We start from the raw sequence: 16,129 nt of genomic DNA, 5'->3' as shown, positions 1-16,129 counted from the left end.
TACTAAGCATGTAAGTTGATTGTGAATAGTTTCACAAATAATGTGAATTTCTTCACATATAATAGATAGGAGTTGTCATTATTATGAGTACTTGGACACAAATTTATGACCCATTAAACAATATTTGGTTATCTGCTCTAATCGCAGCACTTCCAATTTTTTGCTTCATCATTTGTTTAATGGGACTGAAAATGAAAAGTTATATCGCTGGGCTTTACAGTGTGATTGTCGCTATTATTCTTGCTATATTCGTTTATAAAATGCCAGCAACAGTAGCTGTAGCATCTGCCGGATTTGGTATTTTATCCGGATTTTACCCAATTTGTACTATCGTTATCGCAGCAATTTTCCTTTACAAATTAACTGTTAAAACAGAACAATTCAACATCATTCGTGATAGCATTTCAAGTATTACAAATGATCAACGTTTACAAGTATTATTAATTGCTTATTCTTTCGGTGCTTTCTTAGAAGGCGCAGCTGGTCTAGGTGTTCCAGTTGCTATTACAGCTGCACTACTTGTAGGTATGGGCTTTAACCCATTAAAAGCAGCAGGTATTTGTTTAGTAGCTAATATCGCTGGTGGTGCTATGGGTGCTATGGGTATCCCAGTTACAGTACCAGCACAATTAACTGAACTTGATGCATTAACTATCGGTCGTCAAACTGTTCTTATTCTACCATTCATTAGTATTGTATTACCTTTCTTACTTGTTTCAATGGTCGATGGAATTAAAGGTATTAAAGAAACTTGGCAAGGTATTCTTGTAAGTGGTATTTCTTTCGCAATTACTCAGTTCGTTGTAACTTACTTCTTAGGTGCAGAACTTACTAATATTTTCGCAGCCGTTGTAAGTATGATCTCTCTTGCATTATTCTTACGTGTTTGGCAGCCAAAATCTTCTACTAAAGAAGAAAAACAAGAAGAAAAAGAATCTCATACATTCAATCAAATTTTATATGCTTGGTCTCCATTCGTATTCTTAACTGCATTCGTAACAATCTTTAATTTAAAACCAATTAAAGCGTTATTTGCTCCGGATGGTGCACTAGCAAACTTAGTATTTAACATTCAATTCCCTGGTCTTCATAATGCTGTTATGAAAACTACACCAATTACAAAAGCTGATACACCTTTCGCAGCTGTTTTCAAATTTGATGTATTCTCATCTACAACTACTGCAATTGTATTAGCAATTATCGTTTCACTTATCGTGTACCGCGTTAAAGGTAAAATGGTTAAAGAATTAATGGTTGAAACAATGAAAGAGCTAAAAGCTCCAGTATATACAATCTGTAGCGTTATCGCGTTAGCTTACGTAGAAAACTACTCTGGTATGTCATCTACACTTGGACTTGCATTCTCTTCTACTGGTAATGCATTCCCAATTCTTTCTCCAATCTTAGGATGGATCGGCGTATTCATTACAGGATCAGTAGTATCAAGTGGTTCATTATTCGCACCGCTTCAAGCAGTAACTGCAGATCAATTAAACATCGTTCCTTCTACTCTTGTTGCCTTAAACGTAGTAGGTGGTACAATGGCAAAAATGGTTTCACCTCAATCTGTAGCAGTTGCTTGTGCAGCAGTTGGACTAGTTGGTAAAGAATCTGCCTTATTTAAAACAGCAATGAAATACAGTCTAATCTTCTTAGCTATCATTAGCTTACTTCAATTAAACGCTGTATTTAATATCTTTTAAAATAAAACACCGATCCAAATGGATCGGTGTTTTTTACATTACATCTTCTTATTCTTTAGTAAAGAAGCTCCAGCAATTTCAGGATGCGTCATTTCGAATGGATCTAAAATAATATCCAATTCTTCTTCTGTCAGTACACCATGCTCTAAACATAGCTCCCTAACAGATTTTCCTGTTTCAATTGCTTCACGTGCAATGCGAGATGCCGCTTCATAACCAATATGAGGGTTAACTGCTGTAATAATTCCAACACTTTTCTCAACATATTGCTTCAGCAGTTCTTCATTTGCTGTAATTCCTTTAATACAATATTCACGGAATACACGGAATCCGTTATTCATAATGCTAATAGATTGAATTAAATTAAATACGAGCACAGGCTCCATTACGTTTAACTCTAATTGTCCTGCTTCTGACGCTAAGCAAATTGTATGATCATTACCAATTACTTGGAAAGCGACTTGATTAATTACTTCTGCCATAACAGGATTTACTTTACCTGGCATAATAGATGAACCTGGCTGACGAGCTGGTAATTGAATTTCCGCCAATCCAACACGTGGACCAGATGCCATAATACGAAGGTCGTTCGCAATTTTAGACATATTCATCATACATACTTTTAACGCTGCAGATACTTCTGTGTATGCATCTGTATTTTGCGTTGCATCAACTAAATGCTCTGCACCAACAAGTGGGAATCCGCTAAATGTTCGTAAGTGTTTAACCACTTGTTCAATGTAGGTAGGGTTTGCATTTAATCCCGTACCAACAGCTGTCGCCCCCATATTCACTTCATATAAATGTTGGCGAGATTGTTTAATTCTTTTTATATCACGCGCAAGCACTCTGCTATACGCTTCAAATTCTTGTCCAAGACGAATCGGAACAGCATCTTGTAAATGCGTACGTCCCATTTTAATGACGTGATCGAACTCGTTTGCTTTTGCACGGAAAGCAGCATGAAGTTCTTCCATTGTAATAAGAAGTTCTTCTAACATCATAAGAGTTGCAATATGAATTCCCGTTGGGAACGCATCATTCGTTGACTGAGCCATGTTTACATGCGTATTTGGGCTAATTTTTGCATACTCGCCTTTTTCATATCCCATACGTTCTAACGCTCGATTAGCAATTACTTCGTTTGTATTCATATTAATAGAAGTTCCAGCACCGCCCTGAATTGGATCTACGATAAATTGATCATGGAATTTCCCATCAACAATTTCTTGCGCTGCCTCCGCAATTTCATGTCCAATGTCTTTCGCCAAGTAACCAGTATCGATATTTGCAAGTGCCGCCGCTTTTTTCACAATTGCCATTGCCGTAATGAGTGACGGATGGATGCGATATCCTGTAATCGGGAAGTTTTCTACCGCACGTAATGTTTGTACACCGTAATAAGCTCTACTTGGTACTTCCTTTTCACCTAAAAAATCTTTTTCTATACGTATATCCTTCGTTGCTATCATTTTCATCACCTATACTTTTCATTCTAAATCCCTATTTAAAAAATTCGCCCTCTAAAAATACGAGTATCATTCAGAAGAATTTTTCAGTGTCCACCTTCACTATATAGCACCTTTTTTGAAAGCGCAAACATTTAATTTTCTATATATACCTTTTATAGAAAATCATTCTTCTCCCTTCTTTATTTCCACTCGTTTAATTTGATGCATATCTTTTTCCAGAACTTTAAAAGAAAAGCCGTGTTTTTCAATAATATCTCCTTCAGCAACGATTTGCTTTTGTACCATAATCCATCCACCAATTGTATCTACATCATCAGCGATTAAGTGTATGCCAAATAAATCATTTACTTCACTAATAAGCACTTTCCCCTCTACAATTTTACACCCTTCACTTATATGCTCTATAGGCGGGTGTTCATCTTCATCGTATTCATCTCGAATTTCCCCAACAATTTCTTCTAAAATATCTTCTAATGTAACAATCCCAGCTGTACCACCATATTCATCATACAACACAGCTAATGGAATGTGTTTTCTTTGCATTTGTAATAGTAAATCATGAATTGGAATATTTTCTAGCACTTCAATGACCGGCCTTGTATATGGCATAATCGAGCACTCCTCGTCCCGATTACCATCCATATAACGAATAAATAAATCCTTTACATTAACCATTCCAATGATTTCATCTTTATCTTCACCAAATACAGGATACCTCGTATATTTTTCTTGTGCGATTATTTTAATATGTGTTTCAAATGGTTCGTCCTCATATAAACCTACAACTTCCGTACGAGGCACCATAATTTCCTTTGCCACTCTATTATCAAATTCAAAAATATTATTTACATATTTAAATTCCCTTTGATTAATCTCTCCGCTCTCATAACTCTCAGATAAGATTAATCGTAATTCTTCTTCCGAATGAGCAACTTCATGTTCAGAAGCCGGATGTAATCCGAATAACCCTGTTACAAGCCTTGCTGAACCATTTAAAGCCCAAATAAACGGATACATTACTCGGTAAAAATAAATAAGTGGTTTCGATAATAATAAGCTAACTTGCTCTGCTCTTTGTATGGCGAACGTCTTAGGAGCAAGTTCACCAATAACAACATGTAAAAACGTAATAACTGCAAAAGCAATAATAAATGAAACGGTACTTGCAATTGCAGAAGATAGGTGTAGTTTTAAAAACAACGGCTCTAGTAAATGTTTTATAGTCGGCTCGCCTAACCACCCAAGCCCTAAAGCGGTAATGGTAATACCTAACTGACATGCTGATAAATATTCATCTAAATTTGAAGTTACTTTTTTTGCTGCCAATGCTCCTCGTCGTTTCTCACTAACGAGTTGGTCAATACGACTGCTACGCACCTTAATAATTGCAAACTCAACAGCTACAAAAAAACCTGTTAATGCAATAAGAATGACTACCATCAGTAATTTTAAAATATCCACATATATCCTTTAGCTTTCTTAGCTAAAGTGACACCTCCTTTAAAAAAGAAGTTTCACTTTAGTTTCTTCATTTACTCAAAAGCAACCCTATATAAAATTCACCAATTTCAAACCTCATACAATTCTAAAGGTAAACCATCCGGATCTTGGAAAAAAACAAATTTTTTCCCGGTTATCTCATCAATACGTATCGCCTCAGTTTCAACACCACATTGACTTAAATGTTGCACGGCTTCTTCTATATTTGTAACAGCAAATGCTAAATGCCTAAGTCCAGACGCTTCTGGAAAACTCGGGCGCTCAGGCGGACTTGGGAATGAAAATAATTCAATTTGATACTCTCCCCCTACACATAAATCTAACTTATAAGAATCTCGTTCCTTTCTATATACCTCATTTACCTCTTCAAAACCTAATATCCTAGTATAAAAATCTTTTGACACATCATAATTTGAACAAATAATTGCAACGTGGTGTACTCTACATATATTCATACTCTCTCTATTCCTTTCTTTACCAAAGATGCATATTCTCCCTTGAAATGAAAAACATATATAGCAGAATATCTCTTTTAGGGGGCTTACTATGAAATTTATTACCTTTTTCTTAGGACTTATCGTCGTCTTCTTCCTTGCTTATATCGCTAGTAACAATAAGAAGCATATTAAATTTAAACCTATTTTCATCATGCTTCTTATACAGTTAATTTTAACCTATTTATTATTGAATACAGAAATCGGTCTCATACTTATTCGGTTCATCTCCAGTTTGTTTACAAAGCTACTCGAGTATGCTGCTGATGGTATAAACTTCGTATTTGGCGGCCTTGCCAATAAAGGTGAAATGCCCTTTTTCCTTACTGTCTTATTACCAATTGTCTTCATTTCCGTCTTAATTGGTATACTACAACATTTCAAAATACTACCATTTTTCATTCGTTGGATCGGTTACTTCCTTAGCAAAATAAATGGTCTTGGGAAATTAGAGTCTTACAATGCTATCGCATCTGCCATTGTCGGCCAATCAGAAGTTTTTATTACGGTCAAAAAACAATTAGCTCAAATTCCAAAACACCGTCTTTATACACTTTGTGCATCTGCCATGTCAACTGTATCTATGTCTATCGTAGGTGCCTATATGACAATGATCGAACCTAAATATGTAGTAACCGCACTCGTTCTCAATTTATTTAGCGGCTTTATTATCGTACTTATCATTAACCCTTACGACGTGAGGGATGACGAAGATATTTTAGAACTAAAAGGCGAAAAGCAAAGCTTTTTTGAAATGCTTGGAGAGTACATTCTAGATGGCTTTCGAGTAGCTATCGTTGTCGGTGCTATGCTTATCGGATTCGTCGCATTAATGAGCTGCATTAATGATCTATTCCTCATTATATTCGGCATTACTTTCCAGCAATTAATCGGCTACGTCTTTGCACCAATTGCGTTTCTTATCGGTGTACCAAGTTCTGAAATTGTCGCGGCTGGTAGCATTATGGCAACGAAGCTTGTAACGAATGAATTTGTAGCAATGATGGATCTTAGTAAAATTTCTAATAGCCTTTCTCCTCGTACAGTTGGTATTATTTCTGTCTTCCTCGTCTCTTTTGCCAACTTTTCTTCTATCGGCATTATTTCAGGTGCGGTAAAAGGATTAAACGAAGAACAAGGAAACGTCGTTGCCAGATTTGGCCTTAAATTACTATACGGAGCGACTCTCGTTAGCATTTTATCTGCAATTATCGTAAGCATTATGTTGTAATTAGGTAAAATTTTATCATTTTCTTATCCCTATCTTTTGTATACAATAACGAATAGATGTCTTTATAAATAATCAAGACATCTATTTTTTATACATGTACAATCGCTTTTATTTAGCGTACAATATTTTTTATGTGTTTAAATGCGCTTCTAGATGTATATACTTTGATAGTTTTAAAGGAGAAAAAATGATGAAATCCGATATGCACAAAGATACTCGAGCCAAAAAGGGACGCTCAAAGAAAAAACGTCTACTTTGGTTCCTTCTTATTCCATTACTGATTATAGCACTTGGAGCAGGAGGCTACTCCTTCCATATATACAGTAAAGCAAAATCAATTCTAAGTAATGCCTATTCTGAACTTGGCCGCGGAGACAAATCCAGCAAACGTGAAAAAGCCGTTAAACCTATGACTGACAACATTTCCGTACTTATTATGGGTGTTGATGAAAGTGATATTAGGGACAAAAATTATGGGAAAGCAACTCGTACAGATGCACTATTACTTGCAACCATTAATAAAAACGATAAATCTGTTAAGCTTGTCAGTATTCCACGTGATTCACGTGTCTATATTAAATCACGTGATAAATACGATAAAATTACACATGCGCACGTATTCGGTGGTGTAGACAGCACGATTGATACAGTTGAGAAATTTTTAGATGTTCCAGTTGATTACTATGTAAAATTCAACTTTAAATCCTTTATCAAAATTGTTGATTCCCTTGGTGGCATTACTGTAGATGTTCCAGTGGAGTTCACAGAACAAAATAGTAAAGATGAAGCAGATGCAATTCACCTTAAAAAGGGACGTCAACATTTAAATGGAGAAGAAGCACTGGCACTAGCGAGAACTCGTCATATCGATAGTGATTATATGCGCGGTCAACGACAACAGCTTGTTTTAGAAGCTATTGCTGAAAAGGCATTATCTCTGAATTCCATTAATAAAATCGGTGGTTTATTAGACGCTGTTGATAAAGACTTAAAAACAAATTTAACTTTTGATGATATGATGACAATTGCGAAAAATTCAATGGGTTCAAACTTAAAAATGGACAAATTGCAAGTAGAAGGTACTGATAAATATATAGGTGGTATTTATTATTACGTTCCAAACGAAAAAAGCGTCGATAATATTTCGACAACACTACAAGAACATCTCGGTGTTACGAATAAAAATGAACATAAAAAATTATAATAAAAAGGCTGCTAGAACTTTCTAGACAGCCTTTTTATTATAATTTTCAACATATTTCTCGTACACATTGTGACAAAAAGAGACAATTATTACAACAGTGTAACATATTTTATAAAAACATTACACACACAGTGAAAATAATAGTATACTAGTACGTACATAATGTTATTTTCATCATTTTTATACAAAAAATGTAATACATATATTTATACAAAAATTTCTGGGGGGAAATAAATGAAGCTAAGTAAAATACTGATCGGTTCTGCAATTGCTGGAGGCATATTACTTTGTGTTGGCGGTGTTGGCGGATATCAATATGTATCCAAACTAAATAATCAATTAGATACTACTGCATTACCCAATACTACATTTGAAGGTATTTCTCTCGATGGAAAAAATAAAAAAGATATTCAAGCTATTATTAATCAAAAAATCACTGAATTAGATCAAAAATCACTTACGTACATATTCCAAAACGATAAACAAACTTACACATGGAAAGATTTAGGGATAAATTATAAAGAAAAAGATATTATCGACAAAATCTTTAAAGAACAAGAAGGCAACGCAATAAATCGTTACAAAATGCGGAAACAAGCTGAGAACGGCGAATTAAAACGTGACTATAAATTAACACCTCAATTAAATACAACTGCTTATGAAAGCTTTATGAAGGATAAATATAATGAAACATTAAAAAATCCTGTTAATGCAGAATTAAGTATTGAAGGCACTACAGTAAATATTAGCCAGAGCCAAAATGGAGAAAAAATCGATAAAGAAAAGTTAACTGATTTAACGCGGCAAGCCATTACTTCTGGCACATCTGACGTTACATTACCCGTTACACTATTAAAGCCTGAACGTTCTACAGAAGATATACAGAAAATGGGGATTAAAGAAGTAATTGCTGAATATTCAACTCCAATGGCTGGCCGTAATGGGAATCAATCCTTTAACGTAAATAAGTCAGCTAATACTTTAAGTGGAGTGATTGTCGCACCTGATGAAACATTTAGTTTTAATGGCCGCGTTGGCGTAACGGATGCTGCTCATGGTTATAAATCCGCAGCTGTATATTCACAAGGGAAAGTTATACAAAGTGCAGGCGGAGGCGTTTGCCAAGTGAGTAGTACTTTATATAGCGCAGCTTTAAGAGCAGATTTAGGAATTGTTTCTCGAAGCAACCATTCTATGCCCGTAAATTATTTACCACTTGGGCAAGATGCAGCAGTAGCAGATTATGGTCCAGATTTAAAATTTAAAAATAATACAGGCAATCATATTTATATTCAAGCATTTTCAAATGGAGGTAGTATTACTACACGTATTTTCGGCACAAATACTGGTAAAAATGTTGAAGTTTCTTCTCAAGTAATTAGTAGGACTAATGATAAAATAACAGCAGTTACATATAAAAAAGTTACACAAAACGGTGAAGTAATATCTAATGGACAAATTTCAAAAAGCGTATATAAAAGCGCTCCAAAACAATAAGACACTATCAAACAAAAAAGGCGTGATCTACTCACGCCTTTTTCTTTTGCAATAATAATAAAAAGGTTGCAAGATGGTCTTTCGTTTCTTCTAACGACCACATACGATTTCCTTGCTTCGCAGCTAGTACGCACGCCTCTTCCCAAGCATCCTTTTTCTTCATATATAATAATTCATCGCGTAATTTCAAAACAATTTCTTCGTCTTCTTGCTCTATAAACTCTTCCATCACGCCTACTATTTCATCTTCATGGATACTTAACGTACAATACGATTTGAAAAAATATTGTAATGTCGTATACATATTTACTCCCCCTTCTTATTTATCAGATGGATAAGAAGTAATGATCTTATATCCTAAATCCCCTGACTTATCTCTCGCTAAAACAGTAACAGTTTTGACTAACTTGTCTTTTACATTCATATTTTTCTTTATTACCGTTTTTCCAACCGGGAATGAATGTGTTGTATTTAATACGAGACGAGCCTCTTTAGAATTTTTTAACCAATCTTGAATTTCCTTATCATGCTGCTTCAAACTATCTTTTACAGCTTTCGTTGCCGTTTCCTTGTCATAGTATGTACTTGCTGCTGATACTTTATCTGTCTTCAAGCGATTCTTCAAATCTTCTTCTGATTTGCCTACATGTCTTTCAATCGTATGACCATTTTTAGGTGGCCCTTCCATTTCATCTAAAATATTATCACTAATTTTTTCTACTGATGCCGATTGATTCCCTGTTTGTTTCTCTGTTTTTTGTTCTTTTCCTGCACATCCACTTAAGATCAGCATGAGTGCCAATAAACTACTCACGAAAAGACTACTTATTCGTTTCATCATATCACCTCTTTCATGATTATTATCGTAACTTCACTAAAAGTCAATTTCACATCGAAAAAACATACACATTTTTCAAATTCCTCATCTATTTTGCCAAATTACCACCCGTTTTTCATAAAACCGCTATTTTCGCCCTTACATAAATATCCCCCTATGTTTTTATGATTATTTCCCGAGTTAAACCTCCCCCTAAAATCATCTATTAACCTTTTAAATAAAGGTTTCATTTGTATTTTTTTAAAAAGTAAAATATACCCCTTACTTCATATACCTAATACCCATATAAGGTATAATAATGGTGTTTTTAACGTTTTTCTACATTATGTAAATTTGTACTTGCCTACACAATGGAAATATGGTGTAATGCAAAAAAAGATAAAGGATTTTAAACAATGGCTGAAACAATTCAAAACTTCTTAACAGACTATTATTCAATCGCAATTCCACTTAGTATCTTAATCAACATAGTCATTAGCCTTTTAGGTGTTATCCCTAGTATTTTTTTGACCGCTATTAACATACAGCTCTTTGGTGTAACAAACGGAACCCTTATTTCGATCGCAGGTGAGGCATTAGGGGCTATTATCTCGTTTTATATTTATCGTATAGGCCTTCAGAAATTCACTCACAGCAAAGTAAATAAGTATCCAAAGGTAGAACGCCTACTTTATGTAGAGGGTAGAGAGGCCTTTCTACTCGTCCTATCGTTCCGCCTCATTCCTTTCATTCCTTTCATTCCGTCTAGTATCGTGACTTTATTTGCAGCTCTAGGCAAAATGTCATTACTATCCTTCAGTATTACCAGTACGATAGGGAAAATACCGGCTTTGTTAATCGAAGTATATTCGGCCTATCATGTCATGAACGGAACAAATGAAGCGAAGTGGATTGTAACAATCGCGGGCGCTATTGGATTGTTTTATTTGTGGAAAAAATGGAGAAAAAAATAAAGAAGGAGCCTATGCTCCTTCTTTATTTTTGAGGTATTTTATTAATAGCTATCCTTTAGATCGTTAGTTAATACCAACAGCACTAAATGATTGCTTAACTGCATTTACTTCAGCAGAGTTCGCACCATATAAATCAGCTGCAGCTTGTACTGCACCAGCACGCGCTTGACTAAATGTAGTAGATTGCGTGAAATATTGTGTGTTTGCACGGTAATAAATTGCACCTAGCTTATCTTTACCAATACCAGTTACAGTTACACCGTAATGCGTACCGCCATTTGCTAATAAATAAGCTTGTTTGTTAATAATACCACTGTTCGTATGAACCCCACCGTTATCACTAGTACCAGTGTAACGCTTAGAATAATGATCTGGATCACCATATTTCGTTGGATCACTCATAGAGCGAAGCGCATCTCCTGCTTTACCAGGCGTATAAATATCTTCACCAATTTCCCAATCTGGGTTACGGTTATCATAGAATTCTACTAAAGTACCAAAAACATCTGAAATAGCTTCATTTAATGCTCCTGATTCATTTTGATAGATTAAATCTGAGCTATACTCTGTAACAGCATGCGTTAATTCATGGCCAATTACATCAATTCCACCAGACAATGAAGTGAATGTTACACCATCACCATCTCCGTATACCATTTGAGAGCCATTCCAGAACGCATTATTATATCTACTTCCATAATGAACTGTTGATTTTAATGGCGCTCCTGCATCATTAATAGAGTTTCTATTAAAAGTAGCTTTATAGTAATCATATGTTTTACCCGCATAGTAATGAGCATCTACTGCCGCTGCATCATACGCTGCATTGAAAACATTATCCGCATCTACCCATAACGTTCCTGGCAATGTAGTACGATTTTTCGCATCATATGTGAAAATCGTTGCTCCGCGCGTATTATCTTGTAAGTAGTAAGATGAGCCAGATAACGTTGTATTAAGCGACTTCGTATCTCCTAATACACCTTTACCAGTACCCACTGCATTTGTTCCTGTTACAGGCTTTACAGCTGGTTTCGCTTCCTGTTTAGGTGCCTCTTGCTTAACTGGTGATTTATCTTCATTTGCTACATGATCAAGTTTATTATATTTATTTAACACTTTACCGCTGTCTGCTTCAATGAAATAGTAGTAGTTTCCTGGACTCGGGTCTAAGAAGTTTAAATTTACAACGTATGCATATGTTGTTTCTTCACCGTTTTGATATACATATAAGTCCGCTTTTGGTTCTACCTCATATTTAGGTGTAATCCCTAAATCTTTTTGCGCAATTTCAATTGCTTTTGCGCCTTCGATCTTATTTTTATTTTTCAATTTTTCTTTTTTGTCTAAATCAGGCGCAACTGTTCCAGACAATACTTTTAAAGAACCATCTTTACTTACGTGAGCTACTTGCGTAGACCCCCATACAGGTACTCCTTCATATACTTGTTGCAAACGTAATACTGTTGAATCAGTTACAGCATCTTTCTTCACTTGTTTCACTTTGAAAGAATCTTGCGCACTCTTTTCCCCTAACTTGTAATCACCTTTTGCTGCGTTTAAGTAATCAAACACAACAGATTCTGCTTTCTTACCAGTTGCCCCAGTTAGATCCCCAGAAACAAACTCCGGTGACTGTACTGTCTCATTGTACTTCTTCGTAGAGAGCACATTTTTAGAATCTGCAAATGCAGAGCCTGTCCCTCCGAACGTTGTAACTGCCATTCCTGTCGCTAACACTAATGCTAAACTTTTCTTTTTCATGAACCTTCCCCCTAATAAATTATTTTTTGAAAAAGAGTAGTTTCATATTAGCATTATGTTTCCACTATTAATATACTAAAAATTCAATTAATTTTTTCTCAAGTTTTGTAGAATTTTGAGGAACAAATATTGAAAAACCCCTTTCCGGTTGGAAAGGGGGTTTTTATTAAGAATTTACCAATTCAACTACTTTTTCTCCTTGACCATAGATATCCGATGTCCAAGCATATTGCGGTTCCAATACCACCAGTACAGCTACCAAAGCTAAAGCACCAATAATTATTTTCTTTTTCATACTATTTTCCTCCCTTTTCTTCTAATAAATTAATTGCTAATTTATAATAATTATTACTTTCCCTAAACTCTAATAATTCTTCGTGGTATCCTGCTAGTTCTAAATAAACCAGTTTTAATTCTTTTTTATTTTCTTCGCCTCTAAAAAATGGGATTGCCTCAACTTCTAAAAACTTTTTATAAACATCTTTAGTTTCAAAGTATTTATGCTTAAGCATTAAAAGTATATATAGCATACTTTTATACTTTTCATCCCTCTTCGCGATATCTATCCCTTTATCAATCCAATCTTTCGCTTCTTCAAATTCTTTTAATTCAATACACTGTAAAGCGATTTCATACACTGCATCAATATAATTTAAATCCTCTTCCTTCTTGTACTTTAAGCATTGCAAATAATAATCTTTAGCTTTTGCATAATCTTTTAAGTTGTAGTACAGGAAGCCTAAATTATTTAAAGCAATAGCTGTTATATTTTCTTTATCGGCAAAAGAATTTGCTTCCCTCAAAATATTATTATAAATAGATAGTGCTTCATTATATTGTTTTTTTTGTATATAACTCAATGCAATAAGTAACTGGCAATTTATCACATAACGAAACTTATATTCATTCTTGAATCCTTCCATTGCTACATTAGCAAAATGTAAAGTCATATGTTCAACTTCCAATTCATTATAAACAAGAGCTAAATTGAAATATATTCCATTTTCGTGATAACCTTGTTCCTTTGCCATTACTTCTGTTCGAGTCAAGTATTCCAATGCCCTCTTATATTTATGCTGTAAAAAATAATATAGACCTTTACTATACGTATATAATAATTTCTGGAATGGTGAATACTTTTTGTACATCTTTTTTAAACTCTCTAATTCTTCTTCAACAGCAGGAAAATCTCGTTTCATAATTAAATAACGCGTATAAAGCAGTTTATAATAATTTATAATTTCAAAATCCAAAACATGCTTCATTTCACCTTGTAATTCTTCATATATGCGTTCTACTTGTGGCTTGTCCAAATGAACTAATGCATTCAACCATTCATCCAACTTCACCTTCACATCTTCTTCTACATCTCTCAAATCCGTCACGGCAATTTCTAATCTTGCGCAGAGCAATTGTAGAATCTCTTCTGATGCTTCGATTTTTCCATTTTCGATTTTACTTAAGTATGAGACAGAACAAATGCCCTGACATAATTCTTCTTGTGTCATTTTTTGCTGTAGCCGTTTGTAAAAGACTTGTTTGCCTATTTTTTCTAATGTTTGTTGCATTGTCCTCCTCCATTCTCATTTACCCCCATTACTTTAATAATACATAAAATCTTGAGAAATATAAATTGATAAATGTTAATTTTCTAAAAAATATGCAATATTTCATTTTTTTCCCTCTTGACTATACTTTCATATCTATTCTTTGCTACGATCCGTGAAAAATTGGTATACTATAACCAAATTATGGAGGTGTTTTCGCGATGACTTATTATAAAGACGATAGCTATGCCTTACATACAGATTTATATCAAATTAATATGGCTTATACATATTGGAAAGATGGTATTCATAACCGCCGCTCGGTGTTTGATTTATACTTTCGAAAACTTCCATTCGAGAACGGTTATGCTGTTTTTGCTGGCCTTGAAAAAATTGTAGAGTACATAGAAAACTTCAGCTTTACCGAAAGCGATATCGCTTATTTAGCAGAATTACAATTTGAAGAAGAATTTCTTCAGTATTTACAAAATATGAAATTCACTGGGACGATTCGAAGTATGCAAGAAGGTGAAGTTGTCTTTAATAACGAGCCTTTATTACGTGTCGATGCACCGCTCGGCGAAGCACAAATTATTGAAACCGCCCTGTTAAACATTGTGAATTACCAAACATTAATTGCAACGAAAGCAGCTCGTATGAAGCACGCTGCAAATAACGATGAACTTTTAGAGTTCGGCACAAGACGTGCCCACGAGTTCGATGCAGCCCTTTGGGGTACACGTGCTGCCTTTATCGGTGGTTTCTCATCTACGAGTAACGTACGGGCTGGAAAACGCTTTGGGATACCTGTAGCCGGCACACATGCGCACTCTTTTGTTCAAGCTTATCGCGATGAATATGTTGCTTTTAAGAAATACGCTGAAACTCATAAAAAGTGTGTCTTTCTCGTTGATACATATGACACATTAAAATCTGGTGTTCCAAATGCAATTCGCGTGGCAAAAGAGTTCGGGGATCGCATCGATTTTTATGGCATTCGCCTCGATAGTGGTGATATGGCTTATTTATCTAAAAAGGCAAGAAAACTACTAGATGAAGCCGGGTTTACAAATACAAAAATTATTGCTTCTAGCGATTTAGATGAATACACCATTATGCATTTAAAATCTCAAGGAGCAAAAATTGATGTATGGGGCGTTGGAACAAAATTGATTACGTCCTTTGAGCAACCAGCATTAGGGGCTGTTTATAAACTCGTTGCGATTGAAGATACTCATGGAAAGTTAAATGATACAATTAAAATTTCATCTAACCCGGAAAAAATCACTACTCCAGGACTAAAACGAATTTATCGCATTATCAACCGAGTTAATGATCATGCAGAAGGCGATTATATTGCATTAGATTGTGAAGAACCAGGAAAAGAAGAACGCTTAAAAATGTTTCACCCTGTTCACACGTATATAAGTAAATTTGTAACAAACTTTGAAGCGCGCGAACTGCATAAAGACATTTTCGTTAACGGTGAAAGAACATATGAACTACCTGACATATTGGATATTCAAAAATACAATGAACAGAGTCTCGCGTTATTTTGGGAAGAGTATATGCGAACTTTAAATCCTGAAGAGTACCCTGTCGATTTAAGTCAAGAATGCTGGGATCATAAAATGAATTACATTCAAACTGTTCGAGAACAAGTTGAAAAAAATATACAAAAATAAAACAGAGAAGCTGCTCCTTCTCTGTTTTCTTCAATGCTATATATCTTTGTAAAAAATATATTAAAATAACAAGACAAATATTTTTTATTTGTAAATTTTAATATTACGTTATTTATTTCTAAAATAATATTTGTTATTATTTTATTGAGTCAATTTCAACAGAATAACCTAAAAAAGAGGACGCAGGTTGCGTCCTCTTTTTTATCCCGCATTAACGGGCAGCAAGACCCCCAAAATTCAG

Annotated in this window: 14 protein-coding genes; 6 read left to right on the top strand and 8 right to left on the bottom strand. The window is 34.7% G+C overall.

The annotated features are described in order from the left end of the window. Positions 1-83: 83 nt before the first annotated feature. Positions 84-1,703 carry an L-lactate permease gene (locus tag PSR14_RS03775; RefSeq protein WP_000109110.1) on the top strand — a complete coding sequence of 540 codons (1,620 nt, stop codon included), beginning with the start codon at positions 84-86 and terminating at the stop codon, positions 1,701-1,703. 38 nt (positions 1,704-1,741) lie between these two features. Here the strand turns inward: PSR14_RS03775 and aspA are convergent, their stop codons facing one another. The 3 genes from aspA to PSR14_RS03760 form a co-directional block, all read right to left on the bottom strand. Next, positions 1,742-3,175, bottom strand: coding sequence for an aspartate ammonia-lyase (aspA, locus tag PSR14_RS03770; protein ID WP_000562151.1), 1,434 nt, complete (start codon positions 3,173-3,175; stop codon positions 1,742-1,744). Between the two features lie 162 nt (positions 3,176-3,337). Continuing rightward, complete coding sequence (locus PSR14_RS03765) at positions 3,338-4,636, bottom strand: hemolysin family protein (protein ID WP_000353305.1); 1,299 nt, start codon at positions 4,634-4,636, stop codon at positions 3,338-3,340. Positions 4,637-4,743: 107 nt separating this feature from the next. Beyond that, on the bottom strand, positions 4,744-5,130 hold the full coding sequence (locus PSR14_RS03760) for a VOC family protein (RefSeq protein WP_001017666.1): 387 nt from the start codon (positions 5,128-5,130) through the stop codon (positions 4,744-4,746). A gap of 91 nt (positions 5,131-5,221) precedes the next feature. On the opposite strand from PSR14_RS03760, the gene PSR14_RS03755 reads away from it, so the two are divergent. The 3 genes from PSR14_RS03755 to PSR14_RS03745 all read left to right on the top strand — a co-directional run bounded on the left by PSR14_RS03755 (position 5,222) and on the right by PSR14_RS03745 (position 9,101). Beyond that, the gene (locus PSR14_RS03755; RefSeq protein ID WP_000668837.1) at positions 5,222-6,400 is read left to right on the top strand and encodes a NupC/NupG family nucleoside CNT transporter; all 1,179 of its coding nucleotides are present in this window, start codon (positions 5,222-5,224) and stop codon (positions 6,398-6,400) included. A gap of 190 nt (positions 6,401-6,590) precedes the next feature. Continuing rightward, complete coding sequence (locus PSR14_RS03750; protein ID WP_000834032.1) at positions 6,591-7,604, top strand: LCP family protein; 1,014 nt, start codon at positions 6,591-6,593, stop codon at positions 7,602-7,604. A 234-nt stretch (positions 7,605-7,838) separates the two neighbouring features. Then, positions 7,839-9,101, top strand: coding sequence for a VanW family protein (locus PSR14_RS03745; protein ID WP_000777346.1), 1,263 nt, complete (start codon positions 7,839-7,841; stop codon positions 9,099-9,101). Between the two features lie 31 nt (positions 9,102-9,132). On the opposite strand, the gene PSR14_RS03740 is transcribed toward PSR14_RS03745, so the two are convergent. Together PSR14_RS03740 and PSR14_RS03735 are read right to left on the bottom strand one after the other, a co-directional pair. Further along, positions 9,133-9,405 (bottom strand): hypothetical protein, encoded by a 273-nt coding sequence (locus tag PSR14_RS03740; RefSeq protein WP_000288788.1) that lies wholly within the window; start codon positions 9,403-9,405, stop codon positions 9,133-9,135. A gap of 15 nt (positions 9,406-9,420) precedes the next feature. Further along, the gene (locus PSR14_RS03735) at positions 9,421-9,939 is read right to left on the bottom strand and encodes an RNase A-like domain-containing lipoprotein (RefSeq protein WP_000822717.1); all 519 of its coding nucleotides are present in this window, start codon (positions 9,937-9,939) and stop codon (positions 9,421-9,423) included. Positions 9,940-10,334: 395 nt separating this feature from the next. Here PSR14_RS03735 and PSR14_RS03730 point away from each other — a divergent pair, with 395 nt between their 5' ends. After that, positions 10,335-10,892: a TVP38/TMEM64 family protein gene (locus PSR14_RS03730; protein WP_406644150.1), complete on the top strand. Its 558-nt coding sequence runs from the start codon at positions 10,335-10,337 to the stop codon at positions 10,890-10,892. Between the two features lie 63 nt (positions 10,893-10,955). On the opposite strand, the gene PSR14_RS03725 is transcribed toward PSR14_RS03730, so the two are convergent. The 3 genes from PSR14_RS03725 to PSR14_RS03715 all read right to left on the bottom strand — a co-directional run bounded on the left by PSR14_RS03725 (position 10,956) and on the right by PSR14_RS03715 (position 14,224). Beyond that, entirely contained in the window at positions 10,956-12,656 is a 1,701-nt protein-coding gene (locus tag PSR14_RS03725) for a M4 family metallopeptidase (protein ID WP_000730398.1), read from the bottom strand. Positions 12,657-12,822: 166 nt separating this feature from the next. Further along, positions 12,823-12,951, bottom strand: coding sequence for an NprX family peptide pheromone (locus PSR14_RS03720; protein ID WP_000726843.1), 129 nt, complete (start codon positions 12,949-12,951; stop codon positions 12,823-12,825). 1 nt (position 12,952) lies between these two features. Next, on the bottom strand, positions 12,953-14,224 hold the full coding sequence (locus tag PSR14_RS03715) for a tetratricopeptide repeat protein (RefSeq protein WP_073536210.1): 1,272 nt from the start codon (positions 14,222-14,224) through the stop codon (positions 12,953-12,955). 200 nt (positions 14,225-14,424) lie between these two features. Here PSR14_RS03715 and PSR14_RS03710 point away from each other — a divergent pair, with 200 nt between their 5' ends. Then, positions 14,425-15,888 carry a nicotinate phosphoribosyltransferase gene (locus tag PSR14_RS03710; RefSeq protein WP_098487505.1) on the top strand — a complete coding sequence of 488 codons (1,464 nt, stop codon included), beginning with the start codon at positions 14,425-14,427 and terminating at the stop codon, positions 15,886-15,888. The last annotated feature ends 241 nt before the right edge of the window (positions 15,889-16,129 follow it).

The sequence above is a fragment of the Bacillus sp. A01H genome (assembly GCF_045277205.1).
In the GTDB taxonomy this organism is placed as follows: Bacteria; Bacillota; Bacilli; order Bacillales; family Bacillaceae_G; genus Bacillus_A; species Bacillus_A paranthracis.
The sequence above is the reverse complement of the archived record's forward strand: the minus strand, read 5'-3'. Positions and strand labels throughout refer to the sequence as shown.